This is a genomic window from Bacillus sp. CPT56D-587-MTF (genome assembly GCF_058792335.1).
Map to the genome: position 1 here is coordinate 185,998 of NZ_JBYTEF010000001.1, position 20,271 is coordinate 206,268.

Sequence of the window (20,271 nt, forward strand, 5' to 3'; positions counted from 1 at the left end):
TGACATGATAAAAGGAATTATATATAACTTCTGGTACTGTAAAAAGTATCAGATTTTAGTTTTATTAAGGGGTCAGATATTATGTTAGAATTAACGCCTAATTTAAATATGAATAGTAAAAAGGCATTGTATGTGCAATTGTATGAGTATATAAAAAAAGAAATTAAAGATGGATCGATTGTCCCTTTTACGAAATTACCGGCTAAGCGAAAGTTAGCGATACATTTACAAGTAAGTAAAAATACAGTAGAGGCAGCGTACGAACAATTACTGGCAGAAGGTTATATTGAGTCGATAGCGAGAAAAGGTTATTTTGTATGCAAGATTGAGCAAATGGTTCATATAGAGGATAGCGGAGATAGAATAGAAGAAGTACCGTTTCAGGAGAAGAGTTATAAATTTGATTTTACACAAACAGGAATTGATACAAATGCTTTTCCATTCAATATGTATCGGAAAATTGTAAATGAAATATGGCAGCCGCATAATAACGAACTTCTCTTTCTAGGACACCCTCAAGGAGAAGCGAGCTTAAGAGAAGAGATTACGAATTATTTGTATGAATCTAGAGGTGTACGTTGTTCAGCTAGTCAAATTGTATTAGGAGCGGGAACACAAATATTAGTGAAACTATTGTTTCAATTGTTAAAGGGAAGCAATTATGCAGTTGAAAACCCAGGATATCATAGAAAGATGGTTGTTTTTGAACAGGGAGAAGCAAGAGTCCAAATGTTATCTTTAGATAGAGATGGAATTTGTATTGCAGATTTAGAAAATAGCAATGCGAATGTTGTATTTGTTACACCTTCCCATCAGTTTCCATATGGAATGATTATGCCTATTACGAGAAGGATGCAGCTTTTACAATGGGCAAAGAAAGAAGAGAGCAGGTATATTATTGAAGATGATTACGATAGTGAATTTCGCTATTCTGGAAAGCCTATACCGGCGCTGCAAGGGTTAGATACAGAGGGGAAAGTTATTTATATGGGGACGCTATCTAAAGCATTATTACCATCGCTACGGATGAGCTATATGGTGTTGCCGAAGAAATTAATTAAAAAGTATCAACAGCAATATTTATTTTATACACAAAGTGTTTCAAGAATGGACCAAGAAGTGATTAGAAGATTTTTAAATGAAGGCTATTGGGAAAAACATATTCATAAAATGCGTGTCGTCTATCGAAAGAAGAGAGATCGACTTGTTTTTGAAATAGAGAAGTATTTCTCTAATCGTGTTGAAGTGATAGGAGAAGATTCAGGATTACACATTTTATTAAAAGTGCATAATGGAATGCGGGAAGAAGAATTAATTCAAGAAGCTGCGAAACATAGTATCAAAATATATCCTGTGTCTACGTACTATAAAGACGATACTGCACCTGAAAATGTAGTTTTACTTGGGTTTGCGATATTATCAGAGGAAGAAATTGCGAAAGCGATTCAATTATTACACACGGCATGGTTTACAAGAAAGTAAAAAACATCCTCCAAACATGAGGATGTTTTTTATTATTTATTTTCATCTAAGAATAAGACCATATGCTCTTCGTCCCAATATTGTCCGTTATATTTTAATGAACGTTCTTGTACACCGAATGTTTTAAAACCTAATGATTCATAAAGTTTTTTCGCTCCATCGTTGCCAACAACAACATCAAGCATAACTTGTTCTACTTCTAAAGATTTAGCAAGCTCAAGACATTCTTTAATAAGTGCTTTTCCTGCTCCAAGTCCGCGCGCTTTTGGAGATACATATACAGAACCGATTTTAGCTTTATGTTCTTGTTTTACATATGGTTTCGTTTCCAGTGTTGCAACCCCGATTAATTTTCCATCTTTAAATGCACCTAGCGTATAGTTTTCATCTTGTGCTAATTTTTGTGCTTTATATTCAATTGCACACTCTTTATTAATAATATCTTCATAAGAAGAGCTGAATGCTTCAGGGTTTTGCTTTAATCCTTCTACGCGAAGTTCTAAGTAAATTTCTGCTTCGTCTTTTGTTAATACATGGATATCCAATTATATCACCCTCCAAATCTTTGCAAATGTACCTTTATTTTATATTGAAATAAGAATAATTTCAAAAGCTTAGCTTATATGAGCTGTTTTTATGAACAAAATAACACCAGTAGTGTTTACTGCTACTGGTGTTTTCACACGCATATTATTCAAAAGGTAGCTCGATTATAAAGTTTGTTCCCGCTCCTAATTGGCTTGTTACTAGAATAGAACCGTTATGCAATTCTACAATTTCCTTTGCAACAGCTAGCCCGATACCTTTTCCGCCTGTAGCTCGTGTTCTAGATTTATCGACACGATAAAAACGGTCAAATATATGCGGGATATCTTCTTCAGGAATACCTTCACCTTCATCTTGTACACTTATTGTAAAAGAATCTGTTTCCATGAGTACACGTATCGTAATGGCTGTGTTTTCTGGCGAATGTTGATAAGCGTTGTGTAATAAATTTAACATAACTTGTTCCATACGTCTTTCGTCTATACAAACTTCTAAATCATCTTTGCAATATACATGAAGTTGCATTTGCTTATTTGTTAATGTTGTTTTTGTTTTTTCTACCATTCGTTCTAAAAATGGCTGAAGAAGCACTTTTTGTTTTTTTATAACAAATTGGTGTTGTTCTAATTGTACAAGCATAAATAAATCTTGGACGAGATCGGTTACACTATCCGTTTCATCCTCAATAATTTGTAAGTATTCTTCTCGCTCCTCTTTTGTTAAAGAGTCTCTCTTTGCTACCTTCGCATAACCTTTCATATAGGTCAATGGAGTTAATAGTTCATGAGCGACACTAGCGAGAAATTCATTGCGCTCTTTTTTCATATACGTAAGTTCACTCGATAAATCTTCAATTGTTTTTGCTAAACTTCCGAGTTCATCATTTCGTTTAATACCTAATTGAATTGGCTTGTTTAATTTTGACATTTTTTCTGTCGCTCTCTTCATTTTTACAAGTGGTTCTGTAATAACGCGTGAAAAAACAAAGACAGAAATTGTTGTTAAAATAATTGTTAAAACGCTAATGATAAGAAATTGGTTCATGAGTTTAAGTAACATATTTTCTAGGAAAGATGTTTTTAATAACATATATAGCTTTCCTTGAAACTTTGTTGTGTTAAGTGGGCTTACTGTTGTGATGAACTTTGATTTTTTCCAGTTCCTTTCAACGACCAATCCGCCGTCTGGGACAGTTTCTGTTTTACAAGTAAGTTGTTTTTGCATATCTTTTGTTACGGGTTCTGAGGTGGAAATAATTTTGCCATTATGGTCAGTAATAATGATAGCTATATCGGAGTTAGAAATTGATTCCGATTCAACTAAGTGTGCAGCCTCATTCGTAATATCGAACTCAGGGTACACAGGACGTTTAGGATTTTTATTATGTTCAGCGTGTTTCATTTCTTTATAATATTCATCCCGTCTCTCGCGGCTTTTAATTTTTTTACTATAGCGATTACCTTTCTCTAAAAGAGCATCTGTTTCCTCTACAATACGCATTTTTGAAAGGCTTTTATAAAAAGATACGAAAGCAATTGTTTCAATACATAAAGCTAATATTAAAAAGTATGTCCCAATTTTAAGGGAAAGTTTACTCATTTTTTCACCATACCTTATTCATAATAAAGAGTCAGTGGTATACGATTTCCCACTGACCGAAGTAATTATTCACTTTTCCATTTATATCCGACTTTATAGACCGTTTCTAGGTAATCTTCAATCGGAAATCCTTTTTTGCGTAGTTTATCACGGATATTACGAATGTGTGAGTCAATTGTTCTATATTCGATATCTGTTTCATAGCCCCAAATTTTTTCGATTAAATCATCTCGGCTATAAGCACGGTTTGTATTTTGTAAAAATAGTCCGAGTAACGAAAATTCGATAGGAGTTAATGAGATTTTTTCATCATAAACTGTGACAGTATGTTTCGTTTTATCCCACTCAATACCATTGAAACTAACAAAGCCATCTTTTTTTGTACGGCGTAATATAGCCTCGATTCGTGCGACTAATACATGCTCATCAAATGGTTTTGTAATATAATCATCTGCGCCCATCGTGAGGCCTTTCACCATATCGTAGTTTTGGTTGCGAGCTGTTAACATAATGATAGGAACGTTGGAAATTTGACGAATTTGATAGCAAGTATCCCATCCATCCATACTTGGCATCATAACATCTAATAAAATAATATCGAATTCTTTTTGTTCGATTAATTTTAGTGCTTCAAGGCCAGAGGTAGCTTTCATACAAAAATAGCCGCGAGGGCTTAAGAACAGATCTAATAATCGTAACATACGTTCTTCATCGTCTACTAATAAAATTTTTACCATAATCTTGTGCACCCCAAACTGTTCATTCTACTTGTATAGTTTACATGAAAATAATAAAAAACTCTTTTTATGTGATTGAATGGAGGGCTGATTTTTTCGCTCAGAGTAATTGACATAAAAAATGCACTAGTTTTGCACAACTATTTTTTATAATAGAAAACGTAGCGACACAAAATACCCTATGTTGCGACATAACGTCATGTCATTTTATTTATAAAATGACAATTCCATTCTATTGTGTATGTGAGATAGAGAGGGTTTTCGTATTCACCTCGCATCGGATAAGAAAAATTTCCTATCTCACACTTTTTTTAAAAGGAGATCATACACATGAATTCAAAAGAAGAAATTTCAAAAAAAGAAAAGCAAGATCGTAATACGGTTGTCATGTGCGTTGCCGTATCTATGGTTATTATTATAAGTTGCGTAAATAAAATTTTGGGGATTTTATAATATAAAAAAAGCTGATTGCTTCTTAAGAAGCAATCAGCTTTTTTCATTGTTAGGGGGAGTGTTCATATAATAAACCAAGGTAAAATTGCTAATCCAGAAGTTACAATTGCTGTAGTAAATATTAAAAGCATAGCTCGTTTGTTTTGTTTCATGTCACATTCTCCTCTACATATCAAGTACATGCGATCAGCGTGGGATGTAGTTCCCCACTGAGTAAAGTTTCACTTTATATTTTTAGTATAATGAATGGAAAGGTTTGGTACGATCGATAAAGGTGACATGAAGATTACATTGTTGTAATGAAAAAAGCATCTTTCTTAATAAAAAGATGCTTTTGGAAAACTATATTGAAGTATTAATCATTTAAGAACAGAACCATATGTTCCTCGTCCCAATATTGACCGTTATGTTTTAATGAACGCTCTTGTACGCCGTAAGTCTGGAAACCTAATGATTCATATAATTTTTTTGCACCAGCGTTACCAACTACAACATCGAGCATAAGTTGTTCTACATGTAATTTATCGGCATTTTCAATAATTGCTTTAATAAGAGCTCGTCCTGCTCCAAGGCCACGCGCTTTTGGGGAAACGAAAACGGAACCGATTTTTGCTTTATGTTCTTGTTTAATAAAAGGCTTTGTTTCTAAAGTAGCAATGCCGATTAAATCATCATCTTTGAAGACCCCTAGAGTATACTTATCCGGATTGCTTAATCGTTTTGCCATAGCAGCTACAGGATCCTCATGTTTCAAAACGTCTTCATAGGAAGAGCTAAAAGCTTCCGGGTTCTTCGTTAAACCTTCCATACAAACTTTTAAATATATTTCTGCGTCCTCTGTCGTTAATAAGTGAATTTCCATCGTTGTAACCTCCTTGGTCGATTTCAAATAAAATAAATCCATTACTTTTATAAGAGTGTGTATGTGTTTTGTTAGCAGTCTCTTTTAATTTGTAAAAGAATGAAAAGATATATGCTACAATGTTTTGTTTTTTAATATGTAATGAAATTATATATTAACTTTATTAACTATTCAAGTATTTAATATATTACATTTTCATAACTAAAATAACTCCTCAATTGAGGAGTTATTTTCAGGCTGTGGAGAAAGTCTTCTCCACAGCCTGTTTTTGTGTCTGAACCTCTTTTTATGTGTCAACACTGATAAAAAAGAGGAAAAGGAGAGATTTTTTATGATGGGTGCTTTAAAAAATCATCGTGATGAGCGTGTATCTGTTTCTGTAGAAGAGTTGGTTCCACAAGATCATTTCCTTCGTGCAATTGAAGCGACAATTAGTTTTGATTTTATTGAAGAGAAGTTACGCCCTTATTACTGTGAAAACAATGGACGCCCGTCCATTCATCCTATTGTTTTATTTAAGATGATGTTTATTGGATATTTTTACGGTATTCGTTCTGAGCGTCAATTGGAAAAGGAAATTAAAACGAATATTGCCTACCGTTGGTTTTTAGGGTTTTCTCTATCGGATACTATTCCGGATCACTCTACAATCAGTTGGAATCGTCGTACTCGTTTTATTCATACAAATATTTTCGAAGAAATTTTTGATGAGATTGTGAGACAAGCGACGGAGCACCGGATGGTAGGAGGACGTGCACTGATGACAGATTCTACACATATTAAGGCCAATGCCAATAAAAATAAATTTGTACATAAATATAAAAAAGAAAAAGCAAAGTTTTATATAGACGAGCTAGAAGCTGCGGTAATCGAAGATCGTGAGGTACATGGAAAAAAGAATTAAAACCTAGAAAGGAAAGTGATACCCCTACCAAAAAAACTCGTATAAGTACAACGGATCCAGATAGTGGATTTTTAATGAGAGATGGAAAACCAAATGGTTTTCATTTCTTGGATCATCGTACGACTGATGCGAAGTACAATATTATTACAGATACCTATGTAACGGCTGGAAATATGGCAGATTCCGAGCCGTATTTAGCACGCCTCCAAGCTCAGATTGATAAATTCGACTTCAAAGTAGAAGCTGTTGCCCTTGATGCTGGCTATTTTACAGGATATATCTGTAAGAAACTATCAGAACGGAATATATTTATGGTGATGGGGTATCGCCGATTTGGAAAACGGAATAAAGAAGTACCGAAAAGCCAATTTAAATATGTAGAAGAAATGAATGTTTTCGCTTGTCCGATGGGATGTATTCTAGAATATGTAACAACTGATCGTGAAGGATACCGTCAATACAAATCGAATCCAGAAGACTGCGCTGTTTGTCCGTTACGTGAGGTGTGCTTTTCAAAGAAACAAAAACAAAAAGTTATCACTCATCATGTGTGGGAGAAATATAAGGATATTGCTAGAAAAAACAAGCTAACAGCTACAGGGAAAAGGTTGTATAAAGTACGCTGTTCCACTATAGAGCGAAGCTTTGCAGACGCCAAAGAACTACATGGCTACCGCTATGCCCGGTTTCGAGGGCTGAAGTCTGTCCAAATGCAAGCTTATCTCACCGCAGCTTGTCAAAACATGAAAAAAATAGCCCTCCACCTGACCAAAAAGGGTCAGGTGGAGGGCTATTTTTTAAAATTCTATTATTTTATGTTGTTTTTATTCGCTAAAATCAAAAAAGATTCCAGAGTGTTGGGAACCCTAAAGGGTTTCCCAACACTCTGAAAATAACTCCTCAATTGAGGAGTTATTTTAGTTATTCGATTGATAACCATCAATTCGATGTGGATGTGTGTAAATATTGCAGGATTCATTTCTGATAAATCCTACGACTGTAATGCCTAAATCGTGAGCGAGTTGCAATGCTAGTTTTGTTGGGGCAGATTTAGATAGAACAATTTCACATCCGATTTTTGAAACTTTGAGTAAAATTTCAGATGAAATACGTCCGCTAAATGCGATAATTTTTCCTTTAACAGATATATCGTTGCGCAAACAATGACCATATATTTTATCTAATGCATTATGTCTGCCAATATCCATTCTTGATAGGAGAATTTTGTTTCGATCACAGAGCGCGGTATTGTGAACACCGCCGGTTTGGCGAAAGGTAGTGGAAGATTGTTGTAACGTATTCATTAAGTAAAAGCATTCTTCAGGAGTCATTTTTACATGTATATCATGTAAGTCTTTTGCTTTTGCTGCGTCGTTTACGAAAATAAAACCTTGTCTACCTTTTCCGCAGCAAGAAGTGATGTATCGTTTATTATATAAAGTTTGATAGAGCGGATTCACTTTTGATGATTTTACATGGACAATTCCGTTATCTTTTTGAACCCATATTTCTTCAACATCGTTATAGGAAGAAATAATCCCCTCAGAAATTAAAAAACCAATTACCATATCTTCAATATAATTTGGTGTGCATACGACTGTTACATATTCTTCACCATTCAATTTAATAGTAATAGGAGATTCTGTAACAATCTCGTCAAGTTGTTTTGAAAATGTACCAGATTGATAACGTACAATTGTATAAGTCTCTTGCGTAGGCCCCATATTTAATTCCCCTTTTATATGTATTTCTCTCCCACATTTATCATAAAACAATGGGAAAAATAAAAACACCTATTAACAAGAAGATCACAGATTATTTTGGTTATTATTGTATATGTACGATATAATAGAACTGTAGAATAGTGATATTTTCAAGCTTTCGTAGTTATACCTTATAACATCTAGAATCCACTTCATAAGAAAGTATTTGGGTAGAGCGTTTCAAAAATATGTACAGTAATGCGATTTTGAAAACGGATTCATGATTGTGTTGTACGTTGGTTGTAAGGAGAGGGGAAACTATGGCAGAACAGACAGTCCGTGTAACCGTCGATGGTAAAGAATTTTCTGCATCAGGTGAAAAGACGATACTACAATTATTTAACGAGAGTAATTTGGAACATCCTCAAATTTGTCATGTACCAGAAGTAGATCCAATTCAAACTTGTGATACGTGTATTGTAGAAGTAAATGGAAAGTTATTGCGTGCTTGTTCAACGAAATTAGAGAACGGTATGCATATCGAAAGACAGTCCCAGCGTGCAAAAGAGGCACAGACTGAGGCAATGGATCGAATATTAGAGAATCATCTACTGTATTGTACCGTTTGTGATAACAATAATGGTAACTGTAAAGTCCACAATACAGTACATATGATGGGAATTGAGGAACAGAAATATCCGTATGAGCCAAAAGTAAGTGCGTGTGAAGTGGATATGTCACATCCGTTTTATCGATATGATCCAAATCAATGTATTGCTTGTGGACAGTGTGTAGAAGTATGTCAAAACTTACAAGTGAATGAAACTATATCGATAGACTGGAGCTTAGACCGTCCACGTGTTATATGGGACAATGGTGTAAGTATAAATGACTCATCTTGTGTAAGTTGCGGGCAATGTGTAACAGTATGTCCATGTAATGCGTTGATGGAGAAATCAATGTTAGGTGAAGCTGGATTCATGACAGGATTGAAACCGGATGTGTTAGATCCGATGATTGATTTTGTAAAGGATGTAGAGCCGGGATATAGTAGTATTTTAGCAGTTTCAGAAGTAGAGGCTGCGATGCGTAAGACGAAAGTGAATAAAACAAAAACAGTTTGTACATTTTGTGGTGTAGGTTGTTCATTTGAAGTATGGACGAAAGACCGCCACATTTTGAAAGTGCAGCCTGTTTCAGATGCGCCGGTTAACGGTATTTCAACATGTGTAAAAGGCAAATTTGGATGGGATTTTGTAAACAGTGAAGATCGTATTACAAAGCCATTAATTCGCCAAGGGGATATGTTTGTTGAAGCTTCATGGGAAGAGGCTCTTGAAGTTGTTGCATCCAATATGCAGCATATTAAATCAGAATATGGAAGTGATGCATTTGGGTTTATTTCTTCTTCGAAAGTAACGAATGAAGAAAATTATCTTATGCAAAAACTAGCCCGTCAAATATATGGAACGAATAATGTAGACAACTGTTCCCGTTATTGTCAATCTCCAGCAACAGATGGTTTATTTAAAACTGTCGGTATGGGAGGGGACGCTGGAACAGTGAAGGATATTGCGGAAGCAGGCCTTGTCATTATCGTTGGAGCAAATCCAACAGAAGGACATCCTGTACTTGCAACGCGTGTAAAACGTGCTCATAAATTACATGACCAAAAATTAATTGTGGCGGACCTTCGTAAACATGAAATGGCAGAGCGTGCGGATTTATTCATTCATCCGCGCCAAGGAACTGATTATGTATGGCTCGTTGGTATTACGAAATATATTATTGATCAAGATTGGCACGATAAAAAGTTCATAGCTGAAAATGTGAAGAATTTTGATGAATATAGCAAAATGGTAGAAAAGTATACGCTTGATTATACAGAAGAAATTACGGGGATTTCGAAAGAAAATCTGAAAGAAATGGCACGTATGGTATATGAAGCAGATGGTACTTGTGTACTTTGGGGAATGGGTGTAACGCAAAATACTGGAGGAAGTACAACTTCAGCAGCAATTTCAAATCTATTGCTTATTACGGGTAACTATCGTCGTCCTGGTGCAGGAGCATATCCATTACGCGGACATAATAACGTACAAGGCGCTTGTGATATGGCAACATTACCAAACTGGCTTCCAGGTTACCAAGCGGTTTCAGATGATGCGCTCCGTGCGAAATTTGAAAAAGCATACGGTACTACAATTCCGAAAGCACCAGGCTTAAATAATATTGCAATGTTACTTGCGGCAGATGAAGGAAAACTGCGTGGTATGTATGTTATGGGTGAAGAAATGGCTTTAGTAGATTCGAATGCCAACCATGTACAACATATTTTAGCAAATTTAGATTTCCTTGTTGTTCAAGATATGTTCTTATCGAAAACAGCTCGTTTTGCTGATGTTATTTTACCGGCAGCACCAAGCTTAGAAAAAGAGGGAACATTTACGAATACAGAGCGCCGTATTCAAAGATTATATGAAGTATTGAAGCCGCTTGGTGATTCAAAGCCAGACTGGTGGATTTTACAAAAAGTAGCTCGTGCGCTTGGCGGGGACTGGAATTATGAAAGTCCAAGTGAAATCATGGATGAAATTGCATCGCTTGCACCTTTATATTCTCAGGCAACATACGATCGTTTAGAAGGATGGAATAGTTTATGTTGGGGTAGCCATGATGGTAGCGATACACCGCTATTATATGTGGACGGATTTAACTTCCCGGATAAACTAGCTCGTCTATCATTAGATGAATGGGTACCACCAGTTGTAGCGCCAGATGAGTATGATTTACTTTTAAATAATGGTCGTATGTTAGAACATTTCCACGAAGGGAATATGACGAATAAATCGGCTGGTATTTTATCTAAAGTATCTGAAGTGTTCGTTGAAATCTCGCCTGAACTTGCCCTAGAGCGCAATGTGAAAGATGGTGGTCTTGTAGAATTAGCATCACCATTTGGGAAAATTAAAGTACAGGCACTTGTTACAGATCGTGTAACGGGGAAAGAGCTATATTTACCGATGCATGCAACGGTAAATGAAGAGGCAATCAATATTTTAACTGGAACGGCGACAGATCTTTATACGTGTACACCAGCGTACAAACAAACGATGGTAAAGATGCGTGTATTACGTGAAAAAGGGAAGCGTCCGTTACCATCTTCAAACCCGAGAGATAAAAAGCGTAATCCGCAAAACGGTGTTGAAATCCAGCAAAAATGGCAAAGAAAACAATACGTATCACTTGTGGACTAGGGGGCGGAGATAGTGGCGAAAGAAATTACTGTAATTAAAAAGAAAGTTGTAACAGAGGAAGAACAGAAACAGCAAGTAGCAGATGAACTTCTAAATGAGCTATCTAATAATCGTGAAGCAGTAGAAGAAACGATGCAGCTTTTAGCACAGTTGCAGAAGGCTGGTATATTAGATGCGGCAATTAGTTTACTTGCTGCGAAGGAAGATGTTTCAAAAATCGCTGTGGAGCAATTAAATCGTGAACCCGTTAAAAATGCGTTAAACAATATGATGGGGGCAGGAGAAGCGTTATCTTCAGTTGACCCAGAAATAACGAAGCAAATTACGTCAAGTTTAGTTACAGGATTGCAATTTGCAACAGACGAATTAAATAGTGGTAAAAAAACAAAAGTGATGGATTTCTTTAAAGTATTAAAAGATCCAGATATCAATAGAGCTATTACATTCGGTTTTAGCTTCTTGAAAGCATTTGGACAAGGGTTAGAGAAAAAATAGAATAGATGAAAAAGTGATGGGAAGTAGCCATCACTTTTTTCATTATATGTATAAGAGTGTTCATGTTAAGCGGAATATATTATTATTAAAAAGATGGATTAGAACTGGAAATATGGAATCCATCTCAAATACCGTTTTAGAATTTGGAGGAATATATGCAACACCGTAAAAAACTATCTATACCAGGAGTAATGAGACATTCCTTTCAAACAGTTAAATTTGCCTTTTGGAATGTATTAACTTTTCAACTTGCTTATAAATTATTAGCAGCGATTGTGTTTGTTCCACTATTTGGGATTATTTTTAATAAGTTATTGTATTTTGGTGGTTATGCAAATGCGACAAATGATGAATTATTAGCATTTTTAAAGACGCCTTATGGCATCTTAGCAATCGTAATTTTATCATTGTTAGCACTGTTTCTTATCTTTACAGAATTTGCGGTGCTTATTATTATTTCGTATTTCGCTCATAAAAGACAGAAGGTGAAATTACGTCCGATTTTATATAAAACGGTAACGTATTTACCTACTCTTTTCACATATTGCTTACCAGGATTTATTTTATATGCTGTCGTATTGTTGCCTCTTTTAAATATGGGATATGAAACGGCATTAATCCCGCAAATTCAAATTCCTAACTTTATTACAGGAGAACTGTTTAAGACAACGATGGGACAAGTTGGTTATTACACGTTCTTTGCTGTAGTCGCGTATTTGAATCTTCGATGGATTTTCGTTCTACCTATTGTTGTTTTAGAGCAAAAACCATTTCGCGTGGCAGCACGTAAAAGTGCAACTTTAGTAAAGGAAAGCTTTTTTAAAGTACTATTCTTTTTAGTAGGATTTTTTATCTCAATTGGAATTGTATATGTCGTGTTTTTAGGAATGTATTTATTGTGCCTATGGGGTGTTTATGAATTTACAAACCCGAAAGGAACATTTGCATTATTAGCTGAATCAACGATTTCTGTATTTTTAACGAGTACATTGTATTTATTCAGCTTTATCGTGACGCCATTTTATATTATGGCGATTACGCGATTATACTTACAAAAGGTTCCAGTTGAGGATGTTTTATTAGAAGAAGGATTAGATTATTCGAAAACGAAAGCAGATAAATGTTTCTTCCAAAAACATCGTTGGAAATTCATTGGCGTATACATTGTAGGAATTATTACTGCGGGAATGGTCGTTGCCTTCATTGTAACGTTTATTTCAAATTCGTATAAAGAACCGATTATTATGGCGCACCGCGGGTATATATCAAAAGGCGTAGAAAATACGAAAGAAGCTGTGCAAGGTGCTATTGATGCAAAAGCAGACTACGCTGAAATAGATGTATTACAAACGAAAGACGGTGAGCTAGCGGTTATACATGATTTGAAGTTGAAACGTCTCGCAAATGCCAATGTACATGTGTCAGATTTAACGATGGCTGAGTTAAGGCAGCTTACCCTTAGTCAAGATGGACTTTCAGGATAAATAAGTACACTTGATGAAATCATTAAGCTAGCAAATGGCAAAATCAAACTTAATATAGAAGTGAAGCTTCATGGGGGCGAAAAAGATTTTGTAAACAAAGTCTTAAAAACGATTAAAGATAATGAATTTGAGAAGCAATGTGTAATTCAAACGTTACACTATCCACTTATTAAAGAGTTTAAGCGTGCAAATCCAGATATAAAAGTAGGGTATATACTGTATGCAAGTAGAGCTAACTTAAAGAATGTGAAGGCTGACTTTTACGTAGCAGAAGAATATATGTTAAATAAGAAATTAGTAAAAGAAGCAAGGAAGTTAAACAAACCAATTTACGTATGGACAGTAAATGATATGGAAAATTTAAAGGCATATTATAAGTTAAACGTAGATGGTATCATAACCGATTACCCTGAAGATGCACGTGAAACAATTAAGATGTTAAAAGAGCAAGAAGCGGAAGAAAGTGATCTGTTTGATAAAATTACTGAAACGACAGATGATTTATTTTCTAAGTTATTTATAAGTTACCCAGCTGCTAGCTAAATGCTAGCAGCTGTTTTTGTGTGAAAAGAATATATCTCTAAAGTATTGAGTAAAGTAATAACTGTATATGTATACGTTATCGCTTAGGTTTCTTACATTGTTAAATTATTGTAAAATAATAAATGATTGCTGTTTATTTTGAAGCAGTATAATAAAAATAGAGTGAAAGATAATGGAATGACACGAAACCCCTAATAGAATCAATGTTTTTTATATTTACACTATTCTAAATATAAAAACTTTAGGAAAATGATATGTTAGCGTTTTCATAACTTTTAAGTTATGCTAGAATAAGGACATAAGTTATTAATTATTACAAAAAGAAAAAAGAATCTCTTTTTTCTGTTAATTATAAGGGGGCATTTCATTATGCGTATTGGGGTACCAGCAGAAATTAAAAACAACGAAAACCGTGTGGCAATGACACCAGCAGGTGTTGTACATTTAATTCGTAACAATCACGAAGTATTCATTCAAAAGGGTGCAGGTTTAGGGTCTGGTTTCACAGATGCTCAGTATGTTGAAGCGGGAGCAAAAATTGTTGATACAGCTGAAGAAGCTTGGAATATGGAAATGGTTATGAAAGTTAAGGAACCAATTGAAAGCGAATACAAACACTTCAGTGAAGGCTTAATCTTGTTCACATACTTACACTTAGCTCCGGAGCCAGAATTAACAAAAGCTTTAATCGAGAAAAAAGTTGTTTCTATCGCATATGAAACAGTACAATTAGAAAACCGTTCATTACCATTACTTGCACCTATGAGTGAAGTAGCTGGTCGTATGGCTGCACAAATTGGTGCACAATTCCTTGAGAAAAACAAAGGCGGTAAAGGTATCTTACTTGCAGGTGTTCCAGGGGTTAAACGTGGTAAAGTAACAATCATCGGTGGTGGACAAGCTGGTACAAATGCTGCTAAAATTGCAGTTGGACTAGGTGCGGATGTAACAATCATCGACTTAAGTGCAGAACGTCTTCGTCAATTAGATGACATTTTCGGAAACCAAGTAAAAACTTTAATGTCTAATCCTTACAATATTGCAGAAGCTGTTAAAGAGTCTGATCTTGTAATCGGTGCAGTATTAATCCCAGGTGCAAAAGCTCCAAAACTTGTAACAGAAGAAATGATTAAATCAATGGAACCAGGTTCTGTTGTTGTAGATATCGCGATTGACCAAGGTGGTATTTTCGAAACAACTGACCGTATTACAACTCATGATAACCCAACTTACGAAAAACACGGCGTTGTTCATTATGCAGTTGCAAACATGCCAGGTGCGGTTCCACGTACATCAACTCTTGCATTAACAAACGTAACAGTACCATATGCAGTACAAATTGCTAACAAAGGCTACAAAGAAGCTTGCCTAGGCAACTCTGCATTACTAAAAGGTATTAACACATTAGATGGCTATGTAACATTCGAAGCAGTTGCAGAAGCTCACGGTGTAGAGTACAAAGGTGCTAAAGAATTATTAGAAGCAGAAACAGTATCTTGCTAATAGAAGCATTATACAAAACAAAATCGAACAATATATAAAACAACATGATAAGAGCTAAGAGTGAAGATCTCTTAGCTCTTCTTGGCAAAAGGGGGCATACATCGTGGCCAACCTATTTAAAAAGAAATCCGTTACGCAATTGTTAGGGGAAAGTAAAAGTAAAACTTTGACGAAAACGCTAGGGGCATTTGACCTAACAATGCTAGGGATTGGTGCGATAATTGGTACAGGAGTTCTAGTATTAACTGGATTAGTAGCAGCAAGAGATGCTGGTCCAGCAGTTATTTTTTCATTCATGATTGCAGCCATCGTTTGTGGATTTGCAGCATTATGTTACGCAGAGGTGGCTTCTACACTTCCTGTTTCAGGTAGTGTGTACACATACTCATATGCAACAATTGGTGAGTTTGTAGCTCATTTAATGGGATGGACATTACTATCCGTATATGTTGTAACGACTGCCGCAGTAGCTGGCGGATGGACTGGTTACTTCCATAACTTAGTGAGTGGATTAGGGCTTGAAATTCCAAAAGCACTGCTAACGATTCCGTCTCAAGGTGGTATGGTGAATTTACCAGCAGTTATCGTTACATTAGTTATAACTTGGTTATTATCAAGAGGTACGAAAGAAAGTAAACGCGTGAATAACATAATGGTATTAATTAAAATTGGTATCGTTGTTTTATTCATTGCAGTTGGTGTATTCTACGTGAAACCAGAAAACTGGATACCATTTGCACCGTACGGTTTAAGTGGAGTTTTCGCGGGGGGAGCAGCAGTATTCTTTGCTTTCTTAGGATTTGATGCATTAGCAACTTCTGCTGAAGAGGTAAAAAATCCGCAACGTGATCTACCGATTGGTATTATCGCTTCGTTAGTCATTTGTACAATCATTTATGTTGTAGTTTGTCTCGTTATGACGGGTATGGTTTCTTATAAAGAATTAGATGTACCAGAAGCTATGGCATATGTGTTAGAAGTTGTAGGACAAGATAAAGTAGCAGGTGTAATCGCAATTGGAGCTGTAATTGGTATTATGGCAGTAATTTTTGCTTACATTTATGCAACGACACGTGTATTCTTTGCGATGAGCCGTGACGGTTTATTGCCAGAATCTTTCGCGAAAATTAATAAAAAGACAGAAGCGCCAACATTTACAGTTTGGTTAACAGGAATTGGTAGTGCTTTAATTGCTGGATTTATCGATTTAAAAGAATTGTCGAATTTAGCGAATATTGGAGCGTTGTTAACATTTGCGATGGTTGGTGTGTCAGTTATTATTCTTCGTAAAACACATCCAAAATTACAACGTGGATTTATGGTACCACTTGTACCGATCTTGCCGATTATTTCGATTGCATGTTGTCTATTCTTAATGGTAAATCTACCATTAAAAACATGGATGTACTTCGGTGCTTGGTTAGCAATTGGAGTAGTTGTATACTTTGTTTATTCGAAAAAACATAGTCATTTAAAAGACGATGGAAGTTCGCAGGATAATTTAGAACAAGCTAATTAAAAGCTTAATTAAAAGGGATATAAGTATAGTAAGCCTTGTGCGTCTAGGGAGCGCGCAAGGCTTTTTCTTTTGTTGAAATAAAGGGAATGTATATTACTTTGTTGAATTTTTATGTCGGAATATGAAAAAGGGTGTGCGAATTGTGCATCCTTTTTTGTATGAGAATATAGAGGGTGCGGAAAATATGTATACGACTTATTAAAATGTGAACGGAATGTTCATAAAAAAAATTCAGATTTCATTGACACATATGAGTAGACGCTCATATAATAAGAGTATAAGATATATGAATGATTGTTCATATGTTCAATTAAAGAGGTGAGCTATAATGGCTGGAAATAAAGTAGAAACACCACAAGAGACATGTTCTCAAACGATAATTCATGAAGAAGTTGTAGAGCAAGTAAAACAAACAATTCCAACTGATGAAAGTTTAAGTAAAGTAGCAGAACTATTTAAAGTATTAGGTGACCGTACACGTACGAGAATATTACATGCGCTATTTGAAGCTGAAATGTGCGTTTGTGATTTAGCTTATTTATTAGGAATGACACAATCATCTATTTCGCATCAGCTTCGTGTGTTAAAGCAAGCGAAACTTGTGAAGAATCGTAAAGAAGGAAAGGTTGTTTATTATTCGTTAGCTGACCAGCACGTAATTCATATCTTCGAGCAAGCGTTTGAACACGTAAACGAAGAAGAATAAAAAGAACGCGAGGAGGGAGAACGATGGCTGAAGCGTTAGTGAAAAAGAAACTGATGTTAGAAGGTTTAGATTGTGCGAATTGTGCAATGAAAATTGAAAAAGGTGTTGGGAATATAGAAGGAGTAAATTCTTGCTCTGTAAACTTTGCAACAAAGACAATGATTTTAGAAACGGCACAAAATAAAGAAAACGAAGTTGTTACGGAAGCAAAACAACTCGTTACAAAATTAGAACCGCATATTAAAGTGCAAGAAGAACAAAAAAATAAAATTGCTAAAGAAGTATTTATATTAGAAGGTTTAGATTACGCGAACTGTGCAATGAAAATTGAAAATAAAGTTAAGGAAATGCCAGCTGTCTCAGAAGCAACTGTTGATTTCGTATCGAAGAAACTACGAGTAGAAGTTGCGAATAAAAGAGAACTAGAAGCGACTGTAGCAAATATAACAAATGTCGTTCAAAAGTTAGAGCCAGACGTGAAAGTTGTTCGTGAAGAGAAGAACGGTCATGACCACGGGCATAGTCATGATCATGGTGAAGCAAATGTGAAAAAGATGGTAGGGAGATTAGTGGTCGGCGGAATTTTGACAGCAATTGCTGCATTAGCGGGCTTACCACAAATGGTAACAATTCCGTTATTCGTCCTTGCTTATTTATTAATAGGTGGAGATATCGTTTGGAGAGCGGTAAGAAACATAACTCGTGGCCAAGTATTTGATGAAAACTTCTTAATGGCAATTGCAACTGTAGGAGCTTTTGCAATTCAACAATACTCAGAAGCTGTAGCAGTAATGCTATTTTATCAAGTAGGAGAACTATTCCAAAGCATTGCGGTAAACCGCTCTCGAAAATCAATTACTTCATTAATGGATATTCGTCCTGATTATGCGAATGTAAAGGTTGGAAATGAAACGAAACAAGTATCACCAGAAGATGTACAAATTGGCGATTATATTATCGTTAAGCCAGGTGAGAAAGTGCCGTTAGACGGAAAAGTAATTGAAGGAACATCAATGGTAGATACTTCAGCATTAACAGGTGAATCTGTACCACGTGAAGTTGAAGTTGGAAATGATGTATTAAGTGGCTTTGTGAACCAAAACGGTGTTTTGACAATTGAAGTTACAAAAGAATTCGGTGAATCAACTGTATCGAAAATTTTAGATTTAGTTCAAAATGCAAGCAGTAAAAAAGCACCAACGGAAAACTTTATTACGAAGTTTGCACGTTACTACACTCCAGTTGTAGTTATTACAGCGGCAATCATGGCGTTTATTCCACCACTTATTTTAGAAGGAGCTACATTCTCTGAGTGGATTTATAGAGCTTTAGTGTTCTTAGTAATCTCTTGTCCATGTGCGTTAGTTGTATCCATTCCTCTTGGATTCTTTGGAGGTATTGGTGGTGCATCTAAAAGTGGTGTGTTAGTAAAAGGTAGTAACTATTTAGAAGCTTTAAATGATGTGAAATATATTGTTTTTGACAAAACAGGAACATTAACAAAAGGTGTTTTCAAAGTTACAAAAATGGAACCGAGCGAAGGCACTACAAGTGAAGAGTTATTAGAGTATGCGGCATTTGCTGAAGTATATTCTAACCATCCAATTGCCCAATCTATTCGAAAGGCATATGGAAAATCAATTGATGAAAAAATAATCGATGATTATAACGAAATTTCTGGTCACGGTACAGTCGTAAAAGTACAAGGAAAAGAAATTTTTGCAGGTAATGCAAAATTAATGAGAAAAGAAAATATTGAATTTAAGCAACCAGAAACAGTAGGTACATTAGTTCACGTTGCTGTAGATGGAAGATATGCAGGTTATATTGTTATCTCTGATGAGGTAAAAGAGGATTCGAAACAAGCGATTCAAAAGTTAAAAGAACTAGGTATTAAAAAGACAGTAATGTTAACTGGTGATGCAAAACCAGTTGGTGAAGCTGTTGGTAAAGAATTAGGCTTAGATGAAGTTCATGCGGAATTACTACCGCAACAAAAAGTAGAAGAGATTGAAAAAATTGATGCAGCGAAGCACGGAAAAGAAAAAATTGCCTTCGTTGGTGACGGTATTAACGATACACCAGTATTAGCCCGTGCAGACGTTGGTATTGCGATGGGTGGTTTAGGGTCAGATGCAGCAATTGAAGCGGCAGACATCGTTATTATGACTGATGAGCCTTCAAAAATTGCGACAGCTGTAAAAATTGCAAAACGCACAAGAAGTATAGTGTGGCAAAATATCATCTTTGCTCTAGGTGTAAAAGGGATCGTTTTATTACTTGGTGCCTTTGGTATTGCAACAATGTGGGAAGCTGTTTTCTCAGATGTTGGTGTGACACTACTTGCAGTGTTAAATGCAATGCGTGTATTACGAGTGAAAGATTTATAAAAAAGAGGACGCGAACCGCGTCCTCTTTTTTATTGGTGATTTTGTTGAAATTGACTCAATAAAATAATATCAAATATTATTTTACTTT

At 35.5% G+C, this 20,271-nt stretch carries 13 protein-coding genes and 2 pseudogenes; 10 read left to right on the forward strand and 5 right to left on the reverse strand.

What is annotated here, in order from left to right:
* The first annotated feature begins 81 nt into the window (after nucleotides 1-81).
* Nucleotides 82-1,482, forward strand: a complete 1,401-nt coding sequence (gene pdxR, locus AC3WVZ_RS00960) for a MocR-like pyridoxine biosynthesis transcription factor PdxR (protein ID WP_063220126.1) — start codon at nucleotides 82-84, stop codon at nucleotides 1,480-1,482.
* A gap of 32 nt (nucleotides 1,483-1,514) precedes the next feature.
* On the opposite strand, the gene AC3WVZ_RS00965 is transcribed toward pdxR, so the two are convergent.
* The 3 genes from AC3WVZ_RS00965 to AC3WVZ_RS00975 form a co-directional block, all read right to left on the reverse strand.
* Nucleotides 1,515-2,027, reverse strand: coding sequence for a GNAT family N-acetyltransferase (locus AC3WVZ_RS00965; RefSeq protein ID WP_000351212.1), 513 nt, complete (start codon nucleotides 2,025-2,027; stop codon nucleotides 1,515-1,517).
* 145 nt (nucleotides 2,028-2,172) lie between these two features.
* Complete coding sequence (locus tag AC3WVZ_RS00970; RefSeq protein ID WP_000041022.1) at nucleotides 2,173-3,627, reverse strand: HAMP domain-containing sensor histidine kinase; 1,455 nt, start codon at nucleotides 3,625-3,627, stop codon at nucleotides 2,173-2,175.
* Between the two features lie 65 nt (nucleotides 3,628-3,692).
* Entirely contained in the window at nucleotides 3,693-4,364 is a 672-nt protein-coding gene (locus AC3WVZ_RS00975) for a response regulator transcription factor (RefSeq protein ID WP_000238957.1), read from the reverse strand.
* A 330-nt stretch (nucleotides 4,365-4,694) separates the two neighbouring features.
* Here AC3WVZ_RS00975 and AC3WVZ_RS00980 point away from each other — a divergent pair, with 330 nt between their 5' ends.
* Entirely contained in the window at nucleotides 4,695-4,817 is a 123-nt protein-coding gene (locus AC3WVZ_RS00980) for a hypothetical protein (RefSeq protein ID WP_001085006.1), read from the forward strand.
* A 355-nt stretch (nucleotides 4,818-5,172) separates the two neighbouring features.
* Here the strand turns inward: AC3WVZ_RS00980 and AC3WVZ_RS00985 are convergent, their stop codons facing one another.
* The gene (locus AC3WVZ_RS00985) at nucleotides 5,173-5,679 is read right to left on the reverse strand and encodes a GNAT family N-acetyltransferase (protein WP_233935876.1); all 507 of its coding nucleotides are present in this window, start codon (nucleotides 5,677-5,679) and stop codon (nucleotides 5,173-5,175) included.
* A gap of 331 nt (nucleotides 5,680-6,010) precedes the next feature.
* Between AC3WVZ_RS00985 and AC3WVZ_RS00990 the strand changes: the two are divergent.
* A pseudogene (locus AC3WVZ_RS00990) lies at nucleotides 6,011-7,380 on the forward strand (IS1182-like element ISBth7 family transposase); the annotation flags it as partial.
* A gap of 120 nt (nucleotides 7,381-7,500) precedes the next feature.
* Here the strand turns inward: AC3WVZ_RS00990 and fdhD are convergent.
* A complete protein-coding gene (gene fdhD / locus AC3WVZ_RS00995; protein WP_000529234.1) occupies nucleotides 7,501-8,307 on the reverse strand; it encodes a formate dehydrogenase accessory sulfurtransferase FdhD in 807 nt (268 codons plus the stop codon).
* A 299-nt stretch (nucleotides 8,308-8,606) separates the two neighbouring features.
* Between fdhD and fdhF the strand changes: the two genes are divergently transcribed.
* From fdhF to AC3WVZ_RS01030, 7 genes and pseudogenes are all read left to right on the forward strand, one after another.
* Nucleotides 8,607-11,543, forward strand: coding sequence for a formate dehydrogenase subunit alpha (gene fdhF / locus AC3WVZ_RS01000; protein ID WP_233935878.1), 2,937 nt, complete (start codon nucleotides 8,607-8,609; stop codon nucleotides 11,541-11,543).
* Nucleotides 11,544-11,555: 12 nt separating this feature from the next.
* Nucleotides 11,556-12,038 (forward strand): helical membrane plugin domain-containing protein, encoded by a 483-nt coding sequence (locus AC3WVZ_RS01005; protein WP_001040540.1) that lies wholly within the window; start codon nucleotides 11,556-11,558, stop codon nucleotides 12,036-12,038.
* A 155-nt stretch (nucleotides 12,039-12,193) separates the two neighbouring features.
* Nucleotides 12,194-14,065 (forward strand): annotated as a pseudogene (locus AC3WVZ_RS01010) (glycerophosphoryl diester phosphodiesterase membrane domain-containing protein).
* A gap of 369 nt (nucleotides 14,066-14,434) precedes the next feature.
* Nucleotides 14,435-15,568 carry an alanine dehydrogenase gene (gene ald / locus AC3WVZ_RS01015; protein ID WP_001219742.1) on the forward strand — a complete coding sequence of 378 codons (1,134 nt, stop codon included), beginning with the start codon at nucleotides 14,435-14,437 and terminating at the stop codon, nucleotides 15,566-15,568.
* Nucleotides 15,569-15,671: 103 nt separating this feature from the next.
* A complete protein-coding gene (locus tag AC3WVZ_RS01020; RefSeq protein WP_001284893.1) occupies nucleotides 15,672-17,087 on the forward strand; it encodes an amino acid permease in 1,416 nt (471 codons plus the stop codon).
* A gap of 328 nt (nucleotides 17,088-17,415) precedes the next feature.
* The gene (locus tag AC3WVZ_RS01025; RefSeq protein WP_000918378.1) at nucleotides 17,416-17,793 is read left to right on the forward strand and encodes an ArsR/SmtB family transcription factor; all 378 of its coding nucleotides are present in this window, start codon (nucleotides 17,416-17,418) and stop codon (nucleotides 17,791-17,793) included.
* Nucleotides 17,794-17,816: 23 nt separating this feature from the next.
* The gene (locus AC3WVZ_RS01030; protein WP_233935879.1) at nucleotides 17,817-20,183 is read left to right on the forward strand and encodes a heavy metal translocating P-type ATPase; all 2,367 of its coding nucleotides are present in this window, start codon (nucleotides 17,817-17,819) and stop codon (nucleotides 20,181-20,183) included.
* The last annotated feature ends 88 nt before the right edge of the window (nucleotides 20,184-20,271 follow it).

What these genes read in the sequence shown, in the direction of transcription:
- AC3WVZ_RS01025 (WP_000918378.1), top strand. Translation starts at nt 17,416, where the DNA reads ATGGCTGGAAATAAAGTAGAAACACCACAAGAGACATGTTCTCAAACG.
- AC3WVZ_RS01030 (WP_233935879.1), top strand. Translation starts at nt 17,817, where the DNA reads ATGGCTGAAGCGTTAGTGAAAAAGAAACTGATGTTAGAAGGTTTAGAT.
- ald (WP_001219742.1), top strand. Translation starts at nt 14,435, where the DNA reads ATGCGTATTGGGGTACCAGCAGAAATTAAAAACAACGAAAACCGTGTG.
- AC3WVZ_RS00970 (WP_000041022.1), bottom strand. Translation starts at nt 3,627, where the DNA reads ATGAGTAAACTTTCCCTTAAAATTGGGACATACTTTTTAATATTAGCT.
- AC3WVZ_RS00980 (WP_001085006.1), top strand. Translation starts at nt 4,695, where the DNA reads ATGAATTCAAAAGAAGAAATTTCAAAAAAAGAAAAGCAAGATCGTAAT.
- pdxR (WP_063220126.1), top strand. Translation starts at nt 82, where the DNA reads ATGTTAGAATTAACGCCTAATTTAAATATGAATAGTAAAAAGGCATTG.
- fdhF (WP_233935878.1), top strand. Translation starts at nt 8,607, where the DNA reads ATGGCAGAACAGACAGTCCGTGTAACCGTCGATGGTAAAGAATTTTCT.
- fdhD (WP_000529234.1), bottom strand. Translation starts at nt 8,307, where the DNA reads ATGGGGCCTACGCAAGAGACTTATACAATTGTACGTTATCAATCTGGT.
- AC3WVZ_RS00975 (WP_000238957.1), bottom strand. Translation starts at nt 4,364, where the DNA reads ATGGTAAAAATTTTATTAGTAGACGATGAAGAACGTATGTTACGATTA.
- AC3WVZ_RS00985 (WP_233935876.1), bottom strand. Translation starts at nt 5,679, where the DNA reads ATGGAAATTCACTTATTAACGACAGAGGACGCAGAAATATATTTAAAA.